The sequence below is a fragment of the Enterococcus sp. DIV0421 genome (genome assembly GCF_051713745.1).
In the GTDB taxonomy this organism is placed as follows: Bacteria; Bacillota; Bacilli; order Lactobacillales; family Enterococcaceae; genus Enterococcus_D; species Enterococcus_D casseliflavus.
In genome coordinates, this window is sequence record NZ_JBIOQM010000001.1 from 1,218,611 (window position 1) to 1,237,500 (window position 18,890).

The following is an 18,890-nucleotide window of genomic DNA, read 5'->3' on the forward strand; positions in this document are numbered from 1 at the left end:
TTTTTGGTCATTCAGAGCAGCGATCTGCGTTTGAACTTCCTGGCTTTCTTGTGCTAATTGGGTTAATTCTTCCTGATAATCCGCTAGTTGACTTTCCAGCGCTGTGACTTTCTGTTGGCTAGTGGTGACTTCCTCTTCATACGTTGCAAGTTCTGCAGTCAAAACCGTCAGTTCCTCAGTGCTCTTCGTTTCAGCAGCATAACTGACAGCTGGCTGGAAAAGCGGCAACGTAAGGGCGAGCAATAAAAAAATCTTTTTCTTCAATGAGGCAACTCCTTCTTTTTTTTAGTAGCTTGGCTACTTTAACATGCTTATTCATGAAAAAAAAGAGGGTTTTTCCAACAGTTTAAAGTCTATTGTTGCAAATTTTCATGTAAATTACCTATAAAACGGGCTTTTTTTACAAATATTGCAGCCGAATAACAACTTTTATAAGAATTTCTTTAGCTCGCCAATCGTCTTATCCTCGCTCTTGCAGCTTCGCCAATTCCTCAGACGTTAATTCCCGATACTCGCCTAATGCCAAATCATCTGGCAAGGACAGCCCGCCCATGCGAATCCGTTTCAAATAAACGACTTCTTTTCCTACTGCATGGACCATCCGTTTGACTTGATGAAACTTGCCTTCATGGAGGATCAGTTTGATCTCGCTGCGCATTTCGTCTTCATCGACGTTGAGGATCTGCAGCTCAGCCGGCAAAGTCCACTCGCCGTCTAATTTGATGCCTTTGGCAAAGATTTTTTGATCCTCCGCTGTCATGATTCCCTCGACTTGGGCATAATATTCTTTTTCCACATGCTTTTTAGGCGACAATAATTGATGCGCCAATCCGCCATCGTTCGTAATCAGCAAAAAGCCTTCGGTGTCTTTATCCAACCGTCCTACTGGAAACAGATCTTCGCGAAATGCTTCTTCAGAAAACAAATCTAAGACCGTCTCTTCATAGGAATCGACGGTTGCCGAAATCACGCCGGCGGGTTTATTCAGCAAATAATAAAACTGGCTTTGATAGACGATGGGTTCCCCCTCAAAACAAACGGTATCTTGTGTTTCTTGTACTTGTGCTTTGTCACTCTTGATGACTTGTCCATTGACGGTCACGAGACCTTTTTTGATCAACTGTTTCACTTCTTTGCGGGAGCCATAACCCATATCCGCTAAAAACTTGTCTAAACGCATCGGTTTCTTCCTTTCATATAAAACAGCCGCCAAGGTCTCGCAAAGGAGGCTCAGCGGCTGCTTCTAGTTTTATTTGATGTGTAATTTCTGGCGTAAACGAACCATTGATGAGCCGAGTAATTTTTCAGCTAAACGCAATTTCAGCGCAATGTAGATGTATACACTGCCGCCGACTCCTGCTACTAGCAGGCTCAAGATAAAGGCTTGGACTTTTCTTTCAGAGCTCAAGACAAGCCCAAAGAGTTGGCGAGCGATCAACGCTGCGATCACCATAATGATCGTCATCGCGCCAATCAATAATGTCCGTCGCAACGTTAAGTTTACATTGAAATGGCCTTTGCGAATCATTTTGCGAATATTCAGCCAGCAGACGATCCCTAAGGCAATCGTGGTAGAAACCAATGGACCGTAGACTTGGAACAAACGAATCGCTGGATACTGCAAGATCACTTTCACCAGTAACCCTACAAAGAAGAAAACAACCGCTTCTTTGTTGTGGTACATCCCTTGCAGCATACTCGAACTAAGCATAAACAAGCCTAAGACCAAACCAGACAGACAGGCAGCGACTAAGACGCTCGCCCCTAACGCATCTGGACGATAAAACAAGGTGTATAGGGGATAAGACAGTACGATCATCCCAAAGGTCGCTGGAAACATTACAAAGGAATACAATTGCAAGTTGTTGCTGATCAATTTAGCTAAGTTCTTTTTGTCTTTTTTGGCGACTGCTTCACTGATCAAAGGCAGGCCCGTTGAAGCCATGGAAGTAGCTAATCCGATAACCACCATTGTCAACTTATCAGGGTTGCTGCCGAAAATCGCCATTAGTTCTAAGAGCTGATCATTTGAAAATTCGGTAAAACTGCTCATCATTCGAACAAAGGTGTACTGATCCACCAATTTTAAAATCGTGATCCCAGAGCCTACGATAATAAAAGGGATCGCTTCTTTGATGGTCGCTAAAACCAACTCTTTGGTTTGCAGCACCGTTTCTTCTTTACTCATATCGACTAAAACATCCATCCGCACCCGCTGCTTTTGGAAGTAATAGCCTAATACCAAAATGCTGGCTAAGACACCGATAAAGGCGGCAAAGGTCGATTGCGTCACGGCTGCCGTGTATTCGCCTTCGATGACCCGCATAATGATGAAGGTCGCTAAAAGCATATAACAGACACGTGCAATTTGTTCCACCACTTGCGAGATCGCAAAAGGTTTCATGTCTTGGTTTCCTTGGAAATACCCTCGCATGACACTCATACAAGGAAAGACCAATAGTGCAATGCTCAATGAGCGCATTGCAGGAATCAATTCTTCCCCGCCACCTGAAGCCGTTGCCAACCATGGGGCTGCCAAATACATGATGCCGGCGGTCACCACGCCAAAGCCTGCCATCAATTGGAAGGCTCTTAAAAAGAGCTTCTGGCTCGTGCGGTATTCTTGGCGAGAATTATAAAAAGAAATCTGTTTGGCAATTGCCGATGGGATCCCCGCAGTGGAGATCATTAAAAATAAGGCGTAAACATTATAGCCCATTCCAAATAACGCATTTGCTTTATCCGCATTTGCGCCCATCCAATAATACCAGGGTAAAATGTAAATGGCGCCAAGCAAGCGTGAGCCGATATTTCCCATCGTCATCCAAGCAGATCCTTGAGCCATTTTTTCTTGTGTAGTTAATTCTTTTGACACTGAACGCATGTGATTATCCATCGCCATTATCTCCAACTTTCTACAAACATATCCCTTCCATTTTAATTCGAAAAAGGGTTGGTCGCAATCTATTTTTGCAACATCTTAAAGTTTCTTCAAAATAAGGAGAAAAAAAAGAAAACTTTTCCCTCCCAAACGGCGGTTTTTAGGAGTTATGCTATAATAAGAGAAATCTTTAGAGGAATGAAGGAGAACAACGATGCAAAAGGAACTCATTACCGTGCCACAGATCCGCAAGCTCTTATTGCAGGAAAACCTATTGAAAGAAATCATCACCCCCACTGATTGGGTTTATACCGTGCCGCAAGAAATGACTGATCTTGCCTTTACCTCATTAAGCTACGACTCGCGAACAGCCGATGCGGCGACGCTTTTTTTCTGTAAAGGGGCTTCTTTTAAAGAAAGCTACCTGGCTGCCGCCATTGACCAAGGGATTCAGTGCTACATTTCAGAAACTCCCTATGACAACTTTGCAACTTATGGAATCATCGTCACCGACATTCGAGAAACGATGGCAGTGATCGCTCAAGCGTTTTATGGCCATCCTCAAGAACAGTTGGTGACCATCGGCATCACGGGAACAAAAGGCAAAACCAGCTGCGCCTATTTTGCTCGGGCGATTTTAGCAGAATCGACGGGTCAAAAAGTAGCATTCTTTTCATCTGAGGAAAACTCAGTCGACGGAAAAACCTTTAATGAAGCAGTGTTGACGACCCCCGAAACACTGGATCTTTATAAGATGATGGCCGAGGCTGTCGCAAACGGCATGACCCATCTTGTGATGGAGGTTTCTTCCCAAGCCTATAAAACCAAACGAGTCGCCGGTATTACCTTTGATATTGGCGCGTTCTTGAATATTTCGCCTGATCACATTGGACCAGTGGAACATCCAACTTATGATGATTACCTTTACTGCAAACGGGAACTGATCCGCAACAGCAAACAAATGATTTTAAATCGTCAAAGCGATCACTACCACTTGCTGCGAGAAACTTGTGAAGTCCATCAAGTTCCTTATATCACCTACGGACGTTCAGACGCCGATTATGTCGTCCAAGAAGGAATGGACCTAAAGAGTTTTGCCCTGACAGCTGCTTCTGATGTCTTGCAAGTCTCTGGTGAATATCAACTGGGGATCTTAGGTTCTTTCAACCATGAGAATGCCGCAGCGGCGATTTTGGCTGCCTGCTTAGCGGGTGCCTCTCGTGAGGACGCTCAGAAAGTCCTGCCGACAGTGATCATCCCTGGACGAATGATCGTTTTAGAAAAAGAAAATGGCGCCGTCATGATCGTTGACTATGCCCACAATTACCTGAGCTTCCAATCATTAAGTGAACTTGCCCGTCAATTACGCCCAGATGGTCGCCTGCTTTTTGTCACTGGCAGTGCTGGCGGCAAAGCCCAATCTCGCCGAGCAGATATGGGACGAGCGCTAGGAGAATATGCGGACAAAGTCTACCTGACCAGCGATGATCCTGATTTTGAAGAAGCAGCTGCGATCGCAAAAGAAATTGCAGATGCTATCACCAATCCTGAAGTTGCCATCATTCATGAGATGGATCGGGCTCAAGCCGTCAAATTGGCGATCGCTGAAGCAGACGGTCGTGATATCGTGATTATTGCGGGCAAAGGCGCCGAACAATACTTGAAAGTCGCTGGAAAAAAAGTCCCTTACATCGGTGACTTGACCTTAGCGCAGCAGCAAGCCAAACACCAATAGCAACAAGTTGCCTCAACAAAAAAACTTTCAGATGATTTAACAGATCATCTGAAAGCTTTTTTTCTGCGTGACTAAGGTTGTTCGTCTTCGTAAGTCTCATAGACATAGGGTGCGCCATCATAACGGAATTCTGTTGAAATGGCGGCGTCAAGGTCTTCGGTAAACATTCGTTTGCTGAAAGGAAACAAAAAGACTTGCCCTTCTTTGGCATCTTCGGCTGCTAAACGGTAAAACAGCTCTTCTTCTGTTAATTGTTGATTCAACTGTTCCAAGACATCGGCAGTGACTGCCTCTTCCTCATAGCCAGGTTTGGCAATCCGTGCATAATCTTCAAAAAAAGCCGACTGGCCTTCAAATGATTGATACTCCATGTAAGTCCCCTCTTTCTTTTCTCTTACTTTATTATACGAGAGTCCGTGAGGATCAGCGAATAATATGATCGGTCTACAGGGGAATTTTTACTCTTCTGGTGCTTAAATATGTCAGAAACATTTCAAGTGTATTACGAATCAATTATTTGACAAAATCAGATTGAACACGCATCCAAATTTTGTATAATGATACATAGAGACTATAAAAGGGGCAAATGTAATGAACAACGCAAAGAAAAAAATTTTCGTCGGTACTGGTGCTGCAATTGGTTTTGTCGCAATCGTTGCTATGATGGCTCAGTTCATGATTTCCAATCATCTATTTGGCGGAAGTGATGCTTCATCAGAAATTTTCACTCGCGCTACGTATCCAAACGGCTTTCTACTAGTGATCTTGATTCCATTGGTCGCAACAGCCGCTTTGTTCTATGGGATCATTCGCAAAAAATAACAAAAAAGTGTTGCTGAGAACTACTCAGTAACACTTTTTTTCTTTGTCGTCACCAAAAAGCTGCCTAACAGACCCTCGATCTGCTAGGCAGCTATTTTTTAGCGTTTAGTTTGCAACGATATTGACCAATTTGTTCGGTACGACGATCACTTTACGGATCGTTTTTCCTTGGAGCTGTTCTTGGACAAGTTCGTTTTCTTGCGCCAATTGTTCAAGCACTGCTTTTTCGGCATCCGCTGGCACCATTGCTTTGGCGCGAACTTTGCCGTTGACTTGAAAGACGACTTCGATCTCGTCTTCCACTAGGGCACTTTCGTCATAGGTTGGCCATGGCACATAAGAGATCCCATGGTCATTCCCGAGGATCGACCATAGCTCTTCCCCGATATGCGGTGCGATCGGAGCCAATAGCTGCACAAATCCTTCGACATATTCGTAAGGCAAGGCATCGGCTTTGTACGCTTCATTGACAAAGACCATCAATTGGGAAATCGCCGTATTGAAATGCAGCTGCTCAAAATCTTCCGTCACTTTCTTAACGGTTTGATGGTAAACTTTCGACAATTTGCCATCGTTGAATGTCGTGATGCGGTCACGCATTTTGCCATTTTCATCGACGATCAAGCGCCACACACGATCCAAGAATTTACGACTGCCTTCAAGACCATTCTCATTCCAAGCGATCGATGCATCCAATGGTCCCATAAACATTTCATATAGACGCAAAGTATCCGCACCGTATTGATTGATGACATCATCTGGATTGACGACGTTGCCGCGGGATTTTGACATTTTTTCATTGTTTTCCCCAAGGATCATCCCTTGGTTGAACAATTTTTCAAATGGTTCTTTCGTTGGCACGACACCGATATCATACAAGAATTTATGCCAGAAGCGAGCATAAAGCAAGTGCAAGACAGCGTGCTCTGCGCCACCGATATAAATATCGACTGGCATCCAGCGTTTCAATTTGTCGTAGTCTGCCAAAACAGACTTATTATGAGGATCGATAAAGCGCAAGAAATACCATGAACTTCCAGCCCATTGCGGCATCGTATTGGTTTCACGACGTCCTTTTTTTCCAGTTTCAGGGTCGGTGACATTGACCCAATCTGTGACATTGGCTAATGGCGATTCACCAGTACCGCTTGGTTTGATATTGTCGGTTTTTGGCAAACGCAACGGCAGCTGATCTTCAGGAAGCGTCGTAGTCGTACCATCTTCCCAATGGATGATTGGGATTGGCTCTCCCCAATACCGTTGGCGAGAGAACAACCAATCGCGAAGACGATAGCTGACTTCTTTTTTCCCAACGTGGTTTTCTTCCAACCATGCGACCATTTTTTCGATGGCTGTCTCTTTGTCTAGCCCATCCAAAAAGTCTGAATTGATATGCAGTCCATCTTCGGTATAGGCAGATTCTTCCACGTTGCCCCCTGCCAATACAGGAATGATCTCTAAGCCAAATGTTTTGGCAAATTCGTGGTCACGTTCGTCATGGGCAGGAACCGCCATGATCGCACCTGTTCCATAAGAAGCCAAAACATAATCGGCGATCCAAATCGGGATCTCTTTACCATTCACGGGATTGATGGCATAGGCACCTGTGAAGACACCAGTTTTTTCTTTGGCCAAATCTGTTCGGTTCAAATCAGATTTTTTCGACGCTTCTTCTACATAGGCATCAATGGCTGCTTTTTGTTCTGGTGTAGTGATTTGGGCCACTAGCTCATGTTCTGGTGCCAATACGGCGTAGGTCGCACCAAACAAGGTATCTGGGCGAGTCGTAAAGACGGTAAAGTCTTTTTCCATCCCTGCCACTTTAAACGTAACGTTGGCTCCGACCGAACGTCCGATCCAATTGCGTTGCATTTCTTTGATGCTTTCTGGCCAATCAACTTCTTCTAAATCGTCCAACAAACGATCAGCATACGCCGTGATTTTCAGCATCCATTGGCGCATCGGTTTGCGGATCACATCGTAGCCGCCCCGTTCGCTTTTGCCGTCAATGACTTCTTCATTGGCGATCACGGTCCCAAGCTCTGGTACCCAGTTTACTGGAACTTCGGCTTCATAAGCTAACCCTTTTTCATAAAGCTTGGTAAAGATCCATTGCGTCCACTTGTAGTACTCGGGATCTGTCGTATTGATTTCACGATTCCAGTCATAGCTGAATCCTAGCGCATTGATTTGACGGCGGAAGGTCTCAATATTTTTCTTCGTGAATTCCGCTGGATCATTTCCAGTGTCTAATGCATATTGTTCGGCAGGCAGACCAAAGGCATCCCAGCCCATTGGGTGCAGTACATTGTACCCTTGGCTGCGTTTGAAGCGGCTCAAGATATCCGTAGCTGTATAGCCTTCTGGATGTCCGACATGTAATCCTTGTCCAGATGGATACGGGAACATATCTAGCGCATAAAATTTTGGTTTGTCCGGCTCATCATGGGTGTTGAATTCATTTTTCTTTGCCCAATATTTTTGCCATTTTTTTTCGATTTCTTTGTGATTGTAATTCACGATGGACTCCTCCTAAAAAATTGGTGTTTTGCTCGTCAAATCAACCAGCAAAACTTAAAAAAAGTCCTATAAAAATCGCTATGATTTTTATAGGACGTTATCAACGTGGTACCACCTAAGTTTATCTGCTCCTCAAAAAAGCAGACCTCGATGTTTTAACGGCCATCGCCGTATCTGCCTAGCCAAATCAGGTTCAGTCAGATATCACTCGAAGACGAGTTCGAAAGGTGTGCTGTGCATTTCCACCAACCATGCACTCTCTAAAAGTCCCACCGTACTTCTACTATTCCTTCTCAAACGTGAAAGTTTCTTTGCACTTATCCTAACAAAAATCATTAGGAATAGCAATCTATTTTACCCTAACTGTTTGTCCTGGGTAAATAAAGTTATTTTGAATATTGTTCCATTGGATAAATTGATCCGTCGTGATGCCGAACTTATCTGCGATCCCCCAAACGGAATCCCCCGATGCGACCTTGTACGTACCATTTGTCGCTGAATTGCTGGTAGTAGCTGCCGTGCCGCCTTGCTTGACGACCACCTTTTGTCCTGGATAGATAAAATCATTTTTGATGTTGTTCCAGCTGCGGAATTGGTCCATCGAAATCCCGTGTTTATTGGCAACTGACCAGACTGAATCACCAGAAGCCACCGTATAGGTGTTGCCTGCAGCACTGCTGCTGGTTTGGCTGCTGACGGTCGTGCTCGTCGTTGTACTTGTACGGGTAGAACTACCGCTGACAACCACCTTTTGACCTGGATAAACATAGTCGTTTTTTATATTGTTCAAGCTGCGGAACTGATCCATCGAGATGCCATGCTTGTTAGCGATCGACCAGACTGAATCGCCAGCTGCCACCGTGTAGGTGCCGCCACTGCTTTGACTAGCCGTTGATGCCGTGCTGACGGTCGTAGTACTGCTGGTATTCGTAGACGAACCACCGCTAACGACAACTTTTTGCCCTGGATAGACAAAATCATTTTTGATGTTGTTCAAACTGCGAAATTGATCCATCGAAATGCCATGCTTATTGGCGATCGACCAAACGGAATCGCCAGAAACTACGGTGTAGGTATTGCCTGATGTAGTTGCTGAAGCATTGCGATTGACGATCGATACCGTTGAAGTTGCCGAAGTACTTTGGGCGCTGCCGTTGACTTTCAAGGTTTGTCCTGGATAAACAAAATCGTTTTTGATATTGTTCAAACTGCGCAGCTGATCCATGGAGATGCCATGTTTGTTGGCGATCGACCAGACTGAGTCCCCCGAAGCGACTGTATAGGTTTGACTACCGCTCGTGCTGACAGCTGATGTCGTGGTCGTCGTACTCGTTGAAGCACTGGCTGTGGCGCCACCACCGGCATTGCCAGAAGCTGGCGTGTCATATTTCGTCAACCCAAATTGCTGGATCACGGCATTCAGTGAAGAGGCATAGTTTGGTGCAGTCGCATAACGGCCTGCTAGCCATGCGGTTGCATCAAGATATGAAGTCGTATTGCTTTTCCAAGCGCCAGAATAATACGCGACGCCGCTTTGTAAAGAAGTTGAGCGTAAAGTACGTGCGTTATCTTCAAATGATTGCGTGTAAGATGGGTAACGCTTAAAGGGTTCATTCATAGTCAACCATTGGTTGTTCAAATATTCTAAGGTACTCATATAAACGGTTTGACCGTTATAGCTGCCTTTGATTCCGAAAAGATTGTAATTCGGTGCTTTTGATAAGCTGCTTCGGCCCCAACCACTTTCTAAAATGGCTTGCGCGATCATCACAGAAGCATATAGATCGTTGGCGTTTGCCACAGGTTGGGCGTACGTTGCGATTTCAGCAATAAATGCGGAAGTATTCGGCGCGGCAAAATTGCTAGTAGAAACTTGGGCGATCGAGGTCTCTACGGCTTCTGCTTGAACCGATGACACCAATGGAGCTACAACAGAGCAAGCAGTCAGTGTTGTTCCTAAAACAACTGCACTTTTTTTGATCACTCGATACTTATCGCCCGATTGGTCTGCTTGACGATGTACTTTTCTTGATTGACTCGTGTTCATGTCCGTTATTCCTCCGTTTTTTCCTTATAGTGAACGTAGGTTTAGTATACAATTTCTTAAGAATTTATAAAAGGTATTTGAGCCGATTTCAGAAACTGTAAACTCTTTGTAATCAAACGAACATTTATTGCAATGAAGCAATTGGCCTGCTCCCGATAAACGTATCGCTTGCTCAGACGAGTAACCCCCTGCTCGTTCCCTGCTTTTTCCGACTTGTGATAAATGCTATAATACCTTCTAGATGTCTCTTTGACTTAATGACAATAATTGACAGAAATTCTCTAGAAACGAGGCTTATCCATGCATAAAAAACTTTATTTTCAATTTGCGGGCAGTTGCTTTTTACTGCTGTTCGTTTTTCTCGGCTATGTCGTGAAATTTTACCCTACTTGGTTGGTCTCCTTTGACGAAACCTTGACTCGCATCATCCGCAGCGGCTACCCGTTTTGGACACCGTTTTTTCTATGGGTCACAAAATTTGCGAATCCTACCACGATCATCTTGCTCTTTCTCGCTGTTTTAGCTGTCTTAGTGATCAACAAGTATTATGCTGAAGCTATATGGCTCAGTATTGGTACCATCGGGATTGCTGGGCTCTTTAATCCATTGATCAAACTGGTCTTTTTACGGGAGCGCCCAACTCTTGAACACTTAGTCACGGAATCAAGTTTCAGTTTCCCCAGTGGACACTCGACGGGCAGTATGATTTTTTATGGAACCTTGCTCTTCTTGGTCCCAGTTTTCTTCAAGCAGCCTTTTTGGCAATGGGGCATCCGCCTTTTGCTGGGCCTTTTGATTGGCTGCATCGGCATCAGCCGTATTTATGTTGGTGTGCATTTCCCCAGTGATGTGTTAGGCGGTTTTTGTGTTGGCCTGTCTTGGCTGCTGTTGACCTATCCGTACTACTTGCAAAAACGCTTTGTCTGGCGCTTCACGCGTAAACAATTATAAAAGAAGGTAAAAAAATGAATCCATTTCCTTATGCAGAAGATAAAAACAAACGATACCATTCGTGGAACTTTGCTTTGCGGCAAGAATTTGGCGAAAAAATCTTTAAAGTCCCCATCGATGCGGGCTTCGACTGCCCCAATCGTGACGGCACCGTTGCCAAAGGCGGCTGTACATTTTGCAGTGTGTCCGGTTCTGGCGATATGATCGTAGCTCCTGAAGCCCCACTGCCAGAGCAGTTTGAAAAAGAGATCGCCATGATGCACAAAAAGTGGCCGCAAGTGGACAAATACATTGTCTATTTTCAAAATTTTACGAACACCCACGCACCGGTGGCAGTGATCCGCGAGCGCTTCGAGCAAGTGCTGACACTACCTGGTGTTGTTGGAATCTCCATCGGGACCCGACCAGACTGCTTACCAGAAGATGTCGTTGACTATCTAGCAGAGCTCAATCAACGCTTTTATTTATGGGTCGAATTAGGACTGCAAACGACGTTTGAAACCACGAGCAATGCCATCAACCGCGCCCATGATTATCAAACTTACTTAGACGGCGTCGCCAGCCTGCGCAAACACAATATTCGTGTCTGTACCCATTTGATCAATGGCCTGCCAGGCGAGACGATCGAGATGATGCAAGAAAATGTCCGCCGCACCATTCAAGATTCTGATATCCAAGGCATCAAACTGCACCTGCTGCATTTGATGCGCAATACTCGGATGCTGCGGGATTATCATGAAGGACGTTTGCAATTGATGCGGCGCGATACCTATGTGTCATTGATCTGCGATCAGTTAGAAATGATCCCCCCAGAGATCATCATTCATCGCTTGACAGGCGATGCACCATGGGATTCTCTGGTAGGTCCAATGTGGAGTTTGAAAAAATGGGAAGTCTTGAATGAGATTGATCAAGAAATGCTGCGCCGCAACTCCTATCAAGGAAAATTCAACGTGCGAAAGGAGCCTGTCAATGCTGCCGACCGCCATGCGCTATAGCCACACCCTTTTAAAAGAAGTTCTGCAGCCGGGACAAACCGCCGTTGATGCCACGATGGGCAACGGCTTCGACACGGAATTACTGGCTTCCTTAGTTGGCCCAACTGGTCAGGTGTTTGCGTTTGATATTCAAGAACAAGCCCTGCAAGCTACCAAAAAGCGGTTGGCTGAAAAAGAGCTGTTGGCGCAAGTCCAGCTGATCCATCAAGGCCATGAGACGTTGGCAGATGTTGTGAGTGGTCCGGTTCACGCCGCCATTTTCAATTTAGGCTACTTGCCGAAAGGGGACAAAGCGATCATCACGCTGCCTGATACAACGAAAACGGCTTTAGAAGCTTTACTGACACGTTTAGCCCCGAAAGGTAGAATCATCCTCGTCTGCTATTATGGACACGCTGGCGGCGAAGCAGAGCTGAAAGAAGTACACTCCTTTTGTCAGCAGCTGCCGCAAGAGGCATTCAATGTCCTTTCCTATCAATTTATCAATCAGCGCAACCAACCGCCGATCTTATTTTGTATCGAACGAAAAAACCATCAGTCCTCGGCACGTTAAGGTGTCGATCGACTGATGGTTTTTTTATTCACTAAAAAGCCATTGCAGGACTCGTTGGATCCATTGATCCCAGAAATTCCAATCATGATCCCCAGTTCCCGATTCAAACGTTACGGCTAGTTTGCGTTTTTGCAGCTTATCCACCGCATATTCACTTGCCGGATACAGCTGATCCTCGGTTCCGCAGCTAATAAAAAAGCGCGGCGCTGTGCTTGGATCGATGGTCTCAATCAGATGGATCAAATCATTTTCTGACCCTTTGAATTGCTCTAATGGTCCAAAAATTCCTTCCCAATAAGCTTGGCTTCGCAGCTGCAGCAAGGAATCCATGCTTTCAGCCAGCGCTAATGCCCCAGACAAAGACGCTACCGCCGCAAACTGGTCAGGCTTTCTCAGCCCGAGTTTTACTGCCCCATAGCCCCCCATCGAAAGCCCAGCCGCAAAAGTTTTTTCTCGTTTTTGCGTCAGCTGAGGAAACAGCTCATGGCAAATCTGTGGTAATTCTTCGGCGATAAAAGTCCAATACTTCATCTCATAGGTCGTATCGGTATACCAACCCAGATCAGTAGACGGCATGATGACCGCTAGTTGATACTCTGCGGCATACCGCTCGATCGACGTCCGTCGCTGCCAGACACTATGATTTCCGTTCATCCCATGCAACAAATAAAGCACCGGGAGATCTGTGCCCGTTGATTGGCTTTGCGTGCCGATTTTTTTCTTGGTACTTTGAGGCAAGATCACATCGATCATTACCTCCATTTCAAGAACATTTGAATAGATATTTGCTTGTAAAAAAGCCATACACTCACCTGCGATCCTTTTTTTATATTGTACCAGATTCTCGCGAAATCGTGCGGGTCAAACCAATCGCTAGCACAATAAGTAAAACACCGATCCCAAAAACCCAGTGTAGACCGCTATAAAGAATCTCCCGTAATTGCCCTAATAATACGGTTGGCAGCTGGCGCGCAGCGGCTGGATCTACTAGCTGATTCATGACACTGCTATCATTGACTTGTGCCTGTGCTAAGCCTACGCTATTACTGGTGTTTAAAACGATACCGAAGACCGCTACCATGATGGTTTGCCCGATCGTTCGCAACAGGGTATTGAAAGAAGTCGCCACGCCGACTTGTGTGGGGCCAACGCTGGTTTGGGCAGTAACCGTACAAACCACCATCGTTGCCCCTAACCCGACGCCAGTAATAGAAGAAATGACCAAGAACAACCAGAATGACGTCTGTGCTGGTGTCAAAAACAGCCACAAAGCACCGGTAGCCGTGATCAACAAGCTAACCGTCAAGACCCAGCTGACACTGTGCTGTGTCAACCAACGGCTGGCTAAGAAGGAACCAATCATCCATAAAATCGACAACGGTGCCAACACAAGCCCGCCAATCCCCGCACTCATGCCTAAGACTCCTTGCATCCACATTGGGATATAAACATCGATCCCCATCAAGAAGCCGCTAGCCAAAGCTGCTACGATATTGACCACCACAAATAATTTTGAGTGAAACAGCTTCAGATCAATAATCGGATCTGCTGCTTTTTTCTCCACCCGAACGAAGCCGATGAACATAAGGACAGAAAAAACGAACAGACTGAGGACAGGCAGACTCACACCATAATCTCCCAGCAACTGGAAGCCTAGCAGGAGCCCTACTAGTGTCAACATCAACAAGAGACTGCCTGCATAATCAATGTTGACTGCAGCAAAGGCCTTTTTTTCTTCATGAAAATAAAACCAAATCAAGGCAATCAGCCCTAATCCAATGGGTACGTTGATAAAAAAGATCCAATGCCACCCGATCGTATCTACGATCAAGCCACCGGCTAAGGGACCAACGACACTGGCGATCCCCCAAGCCGTACTATTGAGCCCTAAGACTTTCGCCCGCTTTTCAACGGGATACAGGTCCGCAATGATCGTTAGGGCAACGGGCATCATGGCACCTGCGCCTAATCCTTGCAACGCTCTGGCAATGATCAACGTCAACATCGTGTTGGCCATCCCACAAAACGCCGACCCGATAATAAACAGCAACGTCCCAAATAAAAAGACTGGTTTGCGGCCGATATTATCGGCAAACTTGCCGTAGATCGGGGTCAACATCGCACTGGTCAAAAGATAGATCGAGAAGACCCAGTTCATGATCTCGATCCCTTTCAATGAACTAACGATGGTAGGCATCGCTGTCGTAATGATCGTTCCTTCGATTGCGGTCATAAACGTTGCGACAAAAACCGCAATGGTGACTAATTTTACATTGGTTCGCATATAACTCCTCCTTTTACTCCAAAAAAAAGAACCTCTATTGATAGTCATCAATAGAGGTCGCCTCTTTTAATCCTTCACACTTGCCAAAAGTGCCGCCACCTTGTCGGTGCGTTCCCATGGCAAATCGATATCTGTACGACCGAAATGTCCGTAAGCGGCAGTCTGACGATAAATCGGACGGCGCAAATCTAACATTTCAATAATTCCTGCTGGTCGCAAATCAAAGTTTTCCCGTACCGCTTGGATCAAGCGCTCGTTGCTGACGGTTCCTGTGCCAAAAGTGTTGATGCTGATCGAAACGGGCTGTGCCACACCGATCGCATAGGCTAATTGTACTTCCACTTTTTTGGCTAGCTTTGCTGCTACGATGTTTTTGGCAATGTAGCGAGCCGCATAGCTGGCTGAACGGTCAACTTTGGTTGCATCTTTTCCAGAAAACGCACCGCCGCCATGACGTGCATAGCCGCCATAAGTATCAACGATGATTTTTCTGCCAGTCAAACCGGCATCCCCTTGAGGACCGCCGATCACAAAACGACCAGTAGGATTGATATAATATTTTGTCTGCTCGTCTAAAAGATCGGCAGGGATCACTTCTTTGATCACTTTTTCGATGACATCACGGTGGATCGTTTCATTATCAGCCGCATCATCATGCTGGGTACTAATAACGACGGTGTCCACTCTTTGTGGTTGATCGTTATCATCATATTCAACGGTTACTTGTGATTTTGCATCTGGACGCAAGTAGCTTAGTTCGTTGTTTTTCCGCAACTCTGCTAAGCGACGTACCAGCCGATGGCTCAACGCGATCGGTAAAGGCATCAATTCAGGTGTTTCATCAACAGCAAAACCAAACATCAAGCCTTGGTCGCCGGCACCGATATCTTCTTTATCCGTTTCTCCACGACTTTCTAAAGCATCGTCAACGCCTTGAGCGATATCTGGTGATTGCTCATCGATCGCTACCAAAACAGCAACCGTATCGCCGTCAAAGCCGAATTTTGCTCGTGTATAGCCGATTTCTTTGATGGTTTCTCGGACGACTTTTTGAATATCTACATAAGCAGAAGTAGAAATTTCTCCAAAGACTAAAACCAATCCGGTAGTAACTGACGTTTCGCAAGCGACCCGTGCCATTGGATCTTCGGCAAGCAACGCATCTAAGATGGCATCACTGATTTGGTCGGCTACTTTGTCTGGGTGTCCTTCTGAAACGGACTCTGATGTAAATAAGTGTTTCTCTGTCATTTTTGTATTCCCCCTAATATATGTTTCGGTTACAAGGCATCTTCGCAGCTGCGAATCCTTTCGGGAACTTGCAACGGACTGATTATAACAAATTTTGACTGCTCATGCTTGAAAAAATGATAAAAAGATCATTTTTGGGCAATAAAAAAACACTCTCAAGAGTGTTTGCATGATCCGTACGGGATTCGAACCCGTGTTACCGCCGTGAAAGGGCGGTGTCTTAACCGCTTGACCAACGGACCAGTTTAAAAATGTAATGGGCCTAAATGGACTCGAACCATCGACCTCACGCTTATCAGGCGTGCGCTCTAACCAGCTGAGCTATAGGCCCCAAATAAAAAATGCAAAGCGGGTGACGAGAATCGAACTCGCGACAACAGCTTGGAAGGCTGTAGTTTTACCACTAAACTACACCCGCATTCCTATGGCGCGGGACAGAATCGAACTGCCGACACATGGAGCTTCAATCCATTGCTCTACCAACTGAGCTACCGAGCCAAAAACAACGGTCTGGACGGGACTCGAACCCGCGACCTCCTGCGTGACAGGCAGGCATTCTAACCAACTGAACTACCAAACCAGAAGCTTTGTATTGCTGCTTTGCCGTTAAACAAAGCAATTGCGGGAGCAGGATTTGAACCTACGACCTTCGGGTTATGAGCCCGACGAGCTACCAGACTGCTCCATCCCGCGATAAGTAATTACTTTACAGTAATTAAAGGACTGTGATTCTTTTGCTCGCAACAAAAGAGACAGTTAAGGAGGATAAGGGATTCGAACCCTTGCACGGTTTTACCCGCCTGACGGTTTTCAAGACCGTTCCCTTCAGCCGGACTTGGGTAATCCTCCAAAAGTAAAAAATGATCCGTACGGGATTCGAACCCGTGTTACCGCCGTGAAAGGGCGGTGTCTTAACCACTTGACCAACGGACCAATAAAAAACGGAGAAGGAGGGATTTGAACCCTCGCGCCGGTTTCCCGACCTACACCCTTAGCAGGGGCGCCTCTTCAGCCACTTGAGTACTTCCCCAAATGTATGACTACATTTTGATGGGCCTAAATGGACTCGAACCATCGACCTCACGCTTATCAGGCGTGCGCTCTAACCAGCTGAGCTATAGGCCCCAAAAAATAAAAGCTAAAGCGGGTGACGAGAATCGAACTCGCGACAACAGCTTGGAAGGCTGTGGTTTTACCACTAAACTACACCCGCATGGCGGTCTGGACGGGACTCGAACCCGCGACCTCCTGCGTGACAGGCAGGCATTCTAACCAACTGAACTACCAAACCATATTTAGCTTTTATTGCGCTTTTGAAAACAAAAGCAATTGCGGGAGCAGGATTTGAACCTACGACCTTCGGGTTATGAGCCCGACGAGCTACCAGACTGCTCCATCCCGCGATAAGTAATTACTTTACAGTAATTAAAAGACTGTGATTCTTTTGCTCGCAACAAAAGAGACAGTTAAGGAGGATAAGGGATTCGAACCCTTGCACGGTTTTACCCGCCTGACGGTTTTCAAGACCGTTCCCTTCAGCCGGACTTGGGTAATCCTCCATAATAAAACAGATACAATGCCACAATGGACCTTGTAGGACTCGAACCTACGACCGGACGGTTATGAGCCGTCTGCTCTAACCAACTGAGCTAAAGGTCCAGGCTCTTAAAAATCGCGGCGGAGGGGATCGAACCCCCGACCTCCCGGGTATGAACCGGACGCTCTAGCCAGCTGAGCTACACCGCGTAAAAAAGAATCATTTATTCAAATGATATGGAGCCTAGCGGGATCGAACCGCTGACCTCCTGCGTGCAAAGCAGGCGCTCTCCCAGCTGAGCTAAGGCCCCTTTTGAAAAAGTATCGGGAAGACAGGATTCGAACCTGCGACCCCTTGGTCCCAAACCAAGTGCTCTACCAAGCTGAGCTACTTCCCGTTATTAAAAAGCGCGCCCAAGAGGAGTCGAACCCCTAACCTTTTGATCCGTAGTCAAACACTCTATCCAATTGAGCTATGGGCGCATATTATGAAATGCCGAGGACCGGAATCGAACCGGTACGGTGATCACTCACCGCAGGATTTTAAGTCCTGTGCGTCTGCCAGTTCCGCCACCCCGGCTGAAAATTGCTAAGGCAAAGCGGAAAACGGGGTTCGAACCCGCGACCCCCACCTTGGCAAGGTGGTGCTCTACCACTGAGCTATTTCCGCGTATTCCTGATGCCGGCTAAAGGACTTGAACCCTCGACCCTCTGATTACAAATCAGATGCTCTACCAACTGAGCTAAGCCGGCAATGAAGTGCGGGTGAAGGGACTTGAACCCCCACGCCCGAAGGCGCTAGATCCTAAATCTAGTGCGTCTGCCAATTCCGCCACACCCGCATAGGTTATTACTATGAGTCGTACAGGGCTCGAACCTGTGACCCTCTGATTAAAAGTCAGATGCTCTACCAACTGAGCTAACGACTCATATGGGGGTTAACGGGATCGAACCGCTGACCCTCTGCTTGTAAGGCAGATGCTCTCCCAGCTGAGCTAAACCCCCATAAGGTAAAAAAAACGCGTGGCGACGTCCTACTCTCACAAAGGGAAACCCTTCACTACAATCGGCGCTAAGAAGCTTAACTTCTGTGTTCGGCATGGTTACAGGTGTATCCTTCTTGCTATCGCCACCACACTATTCAATTGAGTAAGTTTTGCTCACTCAAAACTGGATCGAAGAAATCAAAACTCTACGAGTTTACGTGCTTTTTTCTTTTTGGTTAAGTCCTCGATCGATTAGTATCAGTCCGCTCCAACCATCACTGGCCTTCCACTTCTGACCTATCTACCTGATCATCTCTCAGGGATCT

13 protein-coding genes, 25 tRNA genes, 2 rRNA genes, 1 riboswitch and 1 other annotated feature (1 of these 42 cut by a window edge) are annotated in these 18,890 nt (G+C 46.1%); of the genes, 5 read left to right on the forward strand and 35 right to left on the reverse strand.

Annotation, left to right across the window (positions count from 1 at the left end; translation table 11 throughout):
• Positions 1 to 460 precede the first annotated feature (460 nt).
• On the reverse strand, positions 461 to 1,180 hold the full coding sequence (locus IGI96_RS05920) for a pseudouridine synthase (protein ID WP_074934655.1): 720 nt from the start codon (positions 1,178 to 1,180) through the stop codon (positions 461 to 463).
• A gap of 69 nt (positions 1,181 to 1,249) precedes the next feature.
• Positions 1,250 to 2,896, reverse strand: a complete 1,647-nt coding sequence (locus IGI96_RS05925; RefSeq protein WP_080650821.1) for a putative polysaccharide biosynthesis protein — start codon at positions 2,894 to 2,896, stop codon at positions 1,250 to 1,252.
• A gap of 199 nt (positions 2,897 to 3,095) precedes the next feature.
• Between IGI96_RS05925 and murE the strand changes: the two genes are divergently transcribed.
• Positions 3,096 to 4,616, forward strand: coding sequence for a UDP-N-acetylmuramyl-tripeptide synthetase (gene murE / locus IGI96_RS05930; protein ID WP_086337750.1), 1,521 nt, complete (start codon positions 3,096 to 3,098; stop codon positions 4,614 to 4,616).
• 71 nt (positions 4,617 to 4,687) lie between these two features.
• Here the strand turns inward: murE and IGI96_RS05935 are convergent, their stop codons facing one another.
• Entirely contained in the window at positions 4,688 to 4,987 is a 300-nt protein-coding gene (locus tag IGI96_RS05935) for a DUF5960 family protein (RefSeq protein ID WP_005227682.1), read from the reverse strand.
• 220 nt (positions 4,988 to 5,207) lie between these two features.
• On the opposite strand from IGI96_RS05935, the gene IGI96_RS05940 reads away from it, so the two are divergent.
• On the forward strand, positions 5,208 to 5,438 hold the full coding sequence (locus IGI96_RS05940) for a hypothetical protein (RefSeq protein WP_005227680.1): 231 nt from the start codon (positions 5,208 to 5,210) through the stop codon (positions 5,436 to 5,438).
• 105 nt (positions 5,439 to 5,543) lie between these two features.
• Here IGI96_RS05940 and leuS read toward each other — a convergent pair whose 3' ends face one another.
• Together leuS and IGI96_RS05950 are read right to left on the reverse strand one after the other, a co-directional pair.
• Entirely contained in the window at positions 5,544 to 7,958 is a 2,415-nt protein-coding gene (gene leuS / locus IGI96_RS05945; RefSeq protein WP_010749009.1) for a leucine--tRNA ligase, read from the reverse strand.
• A gap of 87 nt (positions 7,959 to 8,045) precedes the next feature.
• Positions 8,046 to 8,265, reverse strand: a binding site (T-box leader).
• 42 nt (positions 8,266 to 8,307) lie between these two features.
• Positions 8,308 to 10,005 (reverse strand): LysM peptidoglycan-binding domain-containing protein, encoded by a 1,698-nt coding sequence (locus tag IGI96_RS05950; protein WP_086337749.1) that lies wholly within the window; start codon positions 10,003 to 10,005, stop codon positions 8,308 to 8,310.
• 300 nt (positions 10,006 to 10,305) lie between these two features.
• Here IGI96_RS05950 and IGI96_RS05955 point away from each other — a divergent pair, with 300 nt between their 5' ends.
• The 3 genes from IGI96_RS05955 to IGI96_RS05965 are packed head-to-tail and all read left to right on the forward strand — an operon-like array spanning position 10,306 to position 12,507.
• The gene (locus IGI96_RS05955; protein ID WP_005227675.1) at positions 10,306 to 10,956 is read left to right on the forward strand and encodes a phosphatase PAP2 family protein; all 651 of its coding nucleotides are present in this window, start codon (positions 10,306 to 10,308) and stop codon (positions 10,954 to 10,956) included.
• 14 nt (positions 10,957 to 10,970) lie between these two features.
• Complete coding sequence (locus tag IGI96_RS05960) at positions 10,971 to 11,954, forward strand: TIGR01212 family radical SAM protein (protein ID WP_010749006.1); 984 nt, start codon at positions 10,971 to 10,973, stop codon at positions 11,952 to 11,954.
• On the forward strand, positions 11,929 to 12,507 hold the full coding sequence (locus tag IGI96_RS05965) for a tRNA (mnm(5)s(2)U34)-methyltransferase (RefSeq protein ID WP_034857576.1): 579 nt from the start codon (positions 11,929 to 11,931) through the stop codon (positions 12,505 to 12,507). The genes IGI96_RS05960 and IGI96_RS05965 overlap by 26 nt, the downstream gene beginning before the upstream one ends.
• 24 nt (positions 12,508 to 12,531) lie before the next feature.
• Here IGI96_RS05965 and IGI96_RS05970 read toward each other — a convergent pair whose 3' ends face one another.
• From IGI96_RS05970 to IGI96_RS06115, 30 genes are all read right to left on the reverse strand, one after another.
• The gene (locus IGI96_RS05970; RefSeq protein ID WP_005227672.1) at positions 12,532 to 13,311 is read right to left on the reverse strand and encodes an alpha/beta hydrolase; all 780 of its coding nucleotides are present in this window, start codon (positions 13,309 to 13,311) and stop codon (positions 12,532 to 12,534) included.
• 22 nt (positions 13,312 to 13,333) lie between these two features.
• Positions 13,334 to 14,791, reverse strand: coding sequence for an MDR family MFS transporter (locus IGI96_RS05975; RefSeq protein WP_086337748.1), 1,458 nt, complete (start codon positions 14,789 to 14,791; stop codon positions 13,334 to 13,336).
• A 66-nt stretch (positions 14,792 to 14,857) separates the two neighbouring features.
• Positions 14,858 to 16,042 (reverse strand): methionine adenosyltransferase, encoded by a 1,185-nt coding sequence (gene metK / locus IGI96_RS05980; RefSeq protein WP_005233362.1) that lies wholly within the window; start codon positions 16,040 to 16,042, stop codon positions 14,858 to 14,860.
• A riboswitch (SMK box riboswitch) is annotated at positions 16,040 to 16,121 on the reverse strand. (Overlaps the previous gene by 3 nt.)
• A 91-nt stretch (positions 16,122 to 16,212) precedes the next feature.
• Positions 16,213 to 16,284 (reverse strand) — tRNA-Glu (locus IGI96_RS05985).
• 15 nt (positions 16,285 to 16,299) lie between these two features.
• Positions 16,300 to 16,373 (reverse strand) — tRNA-Ile (locus IGI96_RS05990).
• Between the two features lie 16 nt (positions 16,374 to 16,389).
• Positions 16,390 to 16,460 (reverse strand) — tRNA-Gly (locus IGI96_RS05995).
• Between the two features lie 7 nt (positions 16,461 to 16,467).
• Positions 16,468 to 16,540 (reverse strand) — tRNA-Phe (locus IGI96_RS06000).
• An 8-nt stretch (positions 16,541 to 16,548) separates the two neighbouring features.
• Positions 16,549 to 16,622 (reverse strand) — tRNA-Asp (locus IGI96_RS06005).
• A 39-nt stretch (positions 16,623 to 16,661) separates the two neighbouring features.
• Positions 16,662 to 16,735, reverse strand: a tRNA-Met gene (locus IGI96_RS06010).
• A 66-nt stretch (positions 16,736 to 16,801) separates the two neighbouring features.
• Positions 16,802 to 16,891: transfer RNA gene (locus IGI96_RS06015), tRNA-Ser, on the reverse strand.
• Between the two features lie 12 nt (positions 16,892 to 16,903).
• Positions 16,904 to 16,975 (reverse strand) — tRNA-Glu (locus IGI96_RS06020).
• Between the two features lie 9 nt (positions 16,976 to 16,984).
• Positions 16,985 to 17,072: transfer RNA gene (locus IGI96_RS06025), tRNA-Ser, on the reverse strand.
• A 21-nt stretch (positions 17,073 to 17,093) separates the two neighbouring features.
• Positions 17,094 to 17,167: transfer RNA gene (locus IGI96_RS06030), tRNA-Ile, on the reverse strand.
• A 17-nt stretch (positions 17,168 to 17,184) separates the two neighbouring features.
• Positions 17,185 to 17,255 (reverse strand) — tRNA-Gly (locus IGI96_RS06035).
• 1 nt (position 17,256) lies between these two features.
• Positions 17,257 to 17,333, reverse strand: a tRNA-Asp gene (locus IGI96_RS06040).
• A 38-nt stretch (positions 17,334 to 17,371) separates the two neighbouring features.
• Positions 17,372 to 17,445, reverse strand: a tRNA-Met gene (locus IGI96_RS06045).
• Positions 17,446 to 17,511: 66 nt separating this feature from the next.
• Positions 17,512 to 17,601, reverse strand: a tRNA-Ser gene (locus IGI96_RS06050).
• Between the two features lie 26 nt (positions 17,602 to 17,627).
• Positions 17,628 to 17,701 (reverse strand) — tRNA-Ile (locus IGI96_RS06055).
• 13 nt (positions 17,702 to 17,714) lie between these two features.
• Positions 17,715 to 17,788, reverse strand: a tRNA-Met gene (locus tag IGI96_RS06060).
• 28 nt (positions 17,789 to 17,816) lie between these two features.
• Positions 17,817 to 17,889: transfer RNA gene (locus IGI96_RS06065), tRNA-Ala, on the reverse strand.
• Between the two features lie 13 nt (positions 17,890 to 17,902).
• A tRNA-Pro gene (locus IGI96_RS06070) sits at positions 17,903 to 17,976 on the reverse strand.
• A gap of 11 nt (positions 17,977 to 17,987) precedes the next feature.
• Positions 17,988 to 18,061 (reverse strand) — tRNA-Arg (locus tag IGI96_RS06075).
• Between the two features lie 11 nt (positions 18,062 to 18,072).
• Positions 18,073 to 18,158 (reverse strand) — tRNA-Leu (locus IGI96_RS06080).
• Between the two features lie 18 nt (positions 18,159 to 18,176).
• Positions 18,177 to 18,248 (reverse strand) — tRNA-Gly (locus IGI96_RS06085).
• A gap of 10 nt (positions 18,249 to 18,258) precedes the next feature.
• Positions 18,259 to 18,331 (reverse strand) — tRNA-Thr (locus IGI96_RS06090).
• Positions 18,332 to 18,338: 7 nt separating this feature from the next.
• Positions 18,339 to 18,420: transfer RNA gene (locus tag IGI96_RS06095), tRNA-Leu, on the reverse strand.
• A 14-nt stretch (positions 18,421 to 18,434) separates the two neighbouring features.
• Positions 18,435 to 18,507 (reverse strand) — tRNA-Lys (locus IGI96_RS06100).
• 3 nt (positions 18,508 to 18,510) lie between these two features.
• A tRNA-Val gene (locus IGI96_RS06105) sits at positions 18,511 to 18,583 on the reverse strand.
• A gap of 16 nt (positions 18,584 to 18,599) precedes the next feature.
• Positions 18,600 to 18,715, reverse strand: a 5S ribosomal RNA gene (gene rrf / locus IGI96_RS06110).
• 81 nt (positions 18,716 to 18,796) lie between these two features.
• Positions 18,797 to 18,890: ribosomal RNA gene (locus IGI96_RS06115) — 23S ribosomal RNA — on the reverse strand; it runs 2,821 nt beyond the window's last position.

What these genes read in the sequence shown, in the direction of transcription:
- IGI96_RS05920 (WP_074934655.1), bottom strand. Translation starts at nt 1,180, where the DNA reads ATGCGTTTAGACAAGTTTTTAGCGGATATGGGTTATGGCTCCCGCAAA.
- IGI96_RS05925 (WP_080650821.1), bottom strand. Translation starts at nt 2,896, where the DNA reads ATGGATAATCACATGCGTTCAGTGTCAAAAGAATTAACTACACAAGAA.
- murE (WP_086337750.1), top strand. Translation starts at nt 3,096, where the DNA reads ATGCAAAAGGAACTCATTACCGTGCCACAGATCCGCAAGCTCTTATTG.
- IGI96_RS05935 (WP_005227682.1), bottom strand. Translation starts at nt 4,987, where the DNA reads ATGGAGTATCAATCATTTGAAGGCCAGTCGGCTTTTTTTGAAGATTAT.
- IGI96_RS05940 (WP_005227680.1), top strand. Translation starts at nt 5,208, where the DNA reads ATGAACAACGCAAAGAAAAAAATTTTCGTCGGTACTGGTGCTGCAATT.
- IGI96_RS05950 (WP_086337749.1), bottom strand. Translation starts at nt 10,005, where the DNA reads ATGAACACGAGTCAATCAAGAAAAGTACATCGTCAAGCAGACCAATCG.
- IGI96_RS05955 (WP_005227675.1), top strand. Translation starts at nt 10,306, where the DNA reads ATGCATAAAAAACTTTATTTTCAATTTGCGGGCAGTTGCTTTTTACTG.
- IGI96_RS05960 (WP_010749006.1), top strand. Translation starts at nt 10,971, where the DNA reads ATGAATCCATTTCCTTATGCAGAAGATAAAAACAAACGATACCATTCG.
- IGI96_RS05965 (WP_034857576.1), top strand. Translation starts at nt 11,929, where the DNA reads ATGCTGCCGACCGCCATGCGCTATAGCCACACCCTTTTAAAAGAAGTT.
- IGI96_RS05970 (WP_005227672.1), bottom strand. Translation starts at nt 13,311, where the DNA reads ATGGCTTTTTTACAAGCAAATATCTATTCAAATGTTCTTGAAATGGAG.
- IGI96_RS05975 (WP_086337748.1), bottom strand. Translation starts at nt 14,791, where the DNA reads ATGCGAACCAATGTAAAATTAGTCACCATTGCGGTTTTTGTCGCAACG.
- metK (WP_005233362.1), bottom strand. Translation starts at nt 16,042, where the DNA reads ATGACAGAGAAACACTTATTTACATCAGAGTCCGTTTCAGAAGGACAC.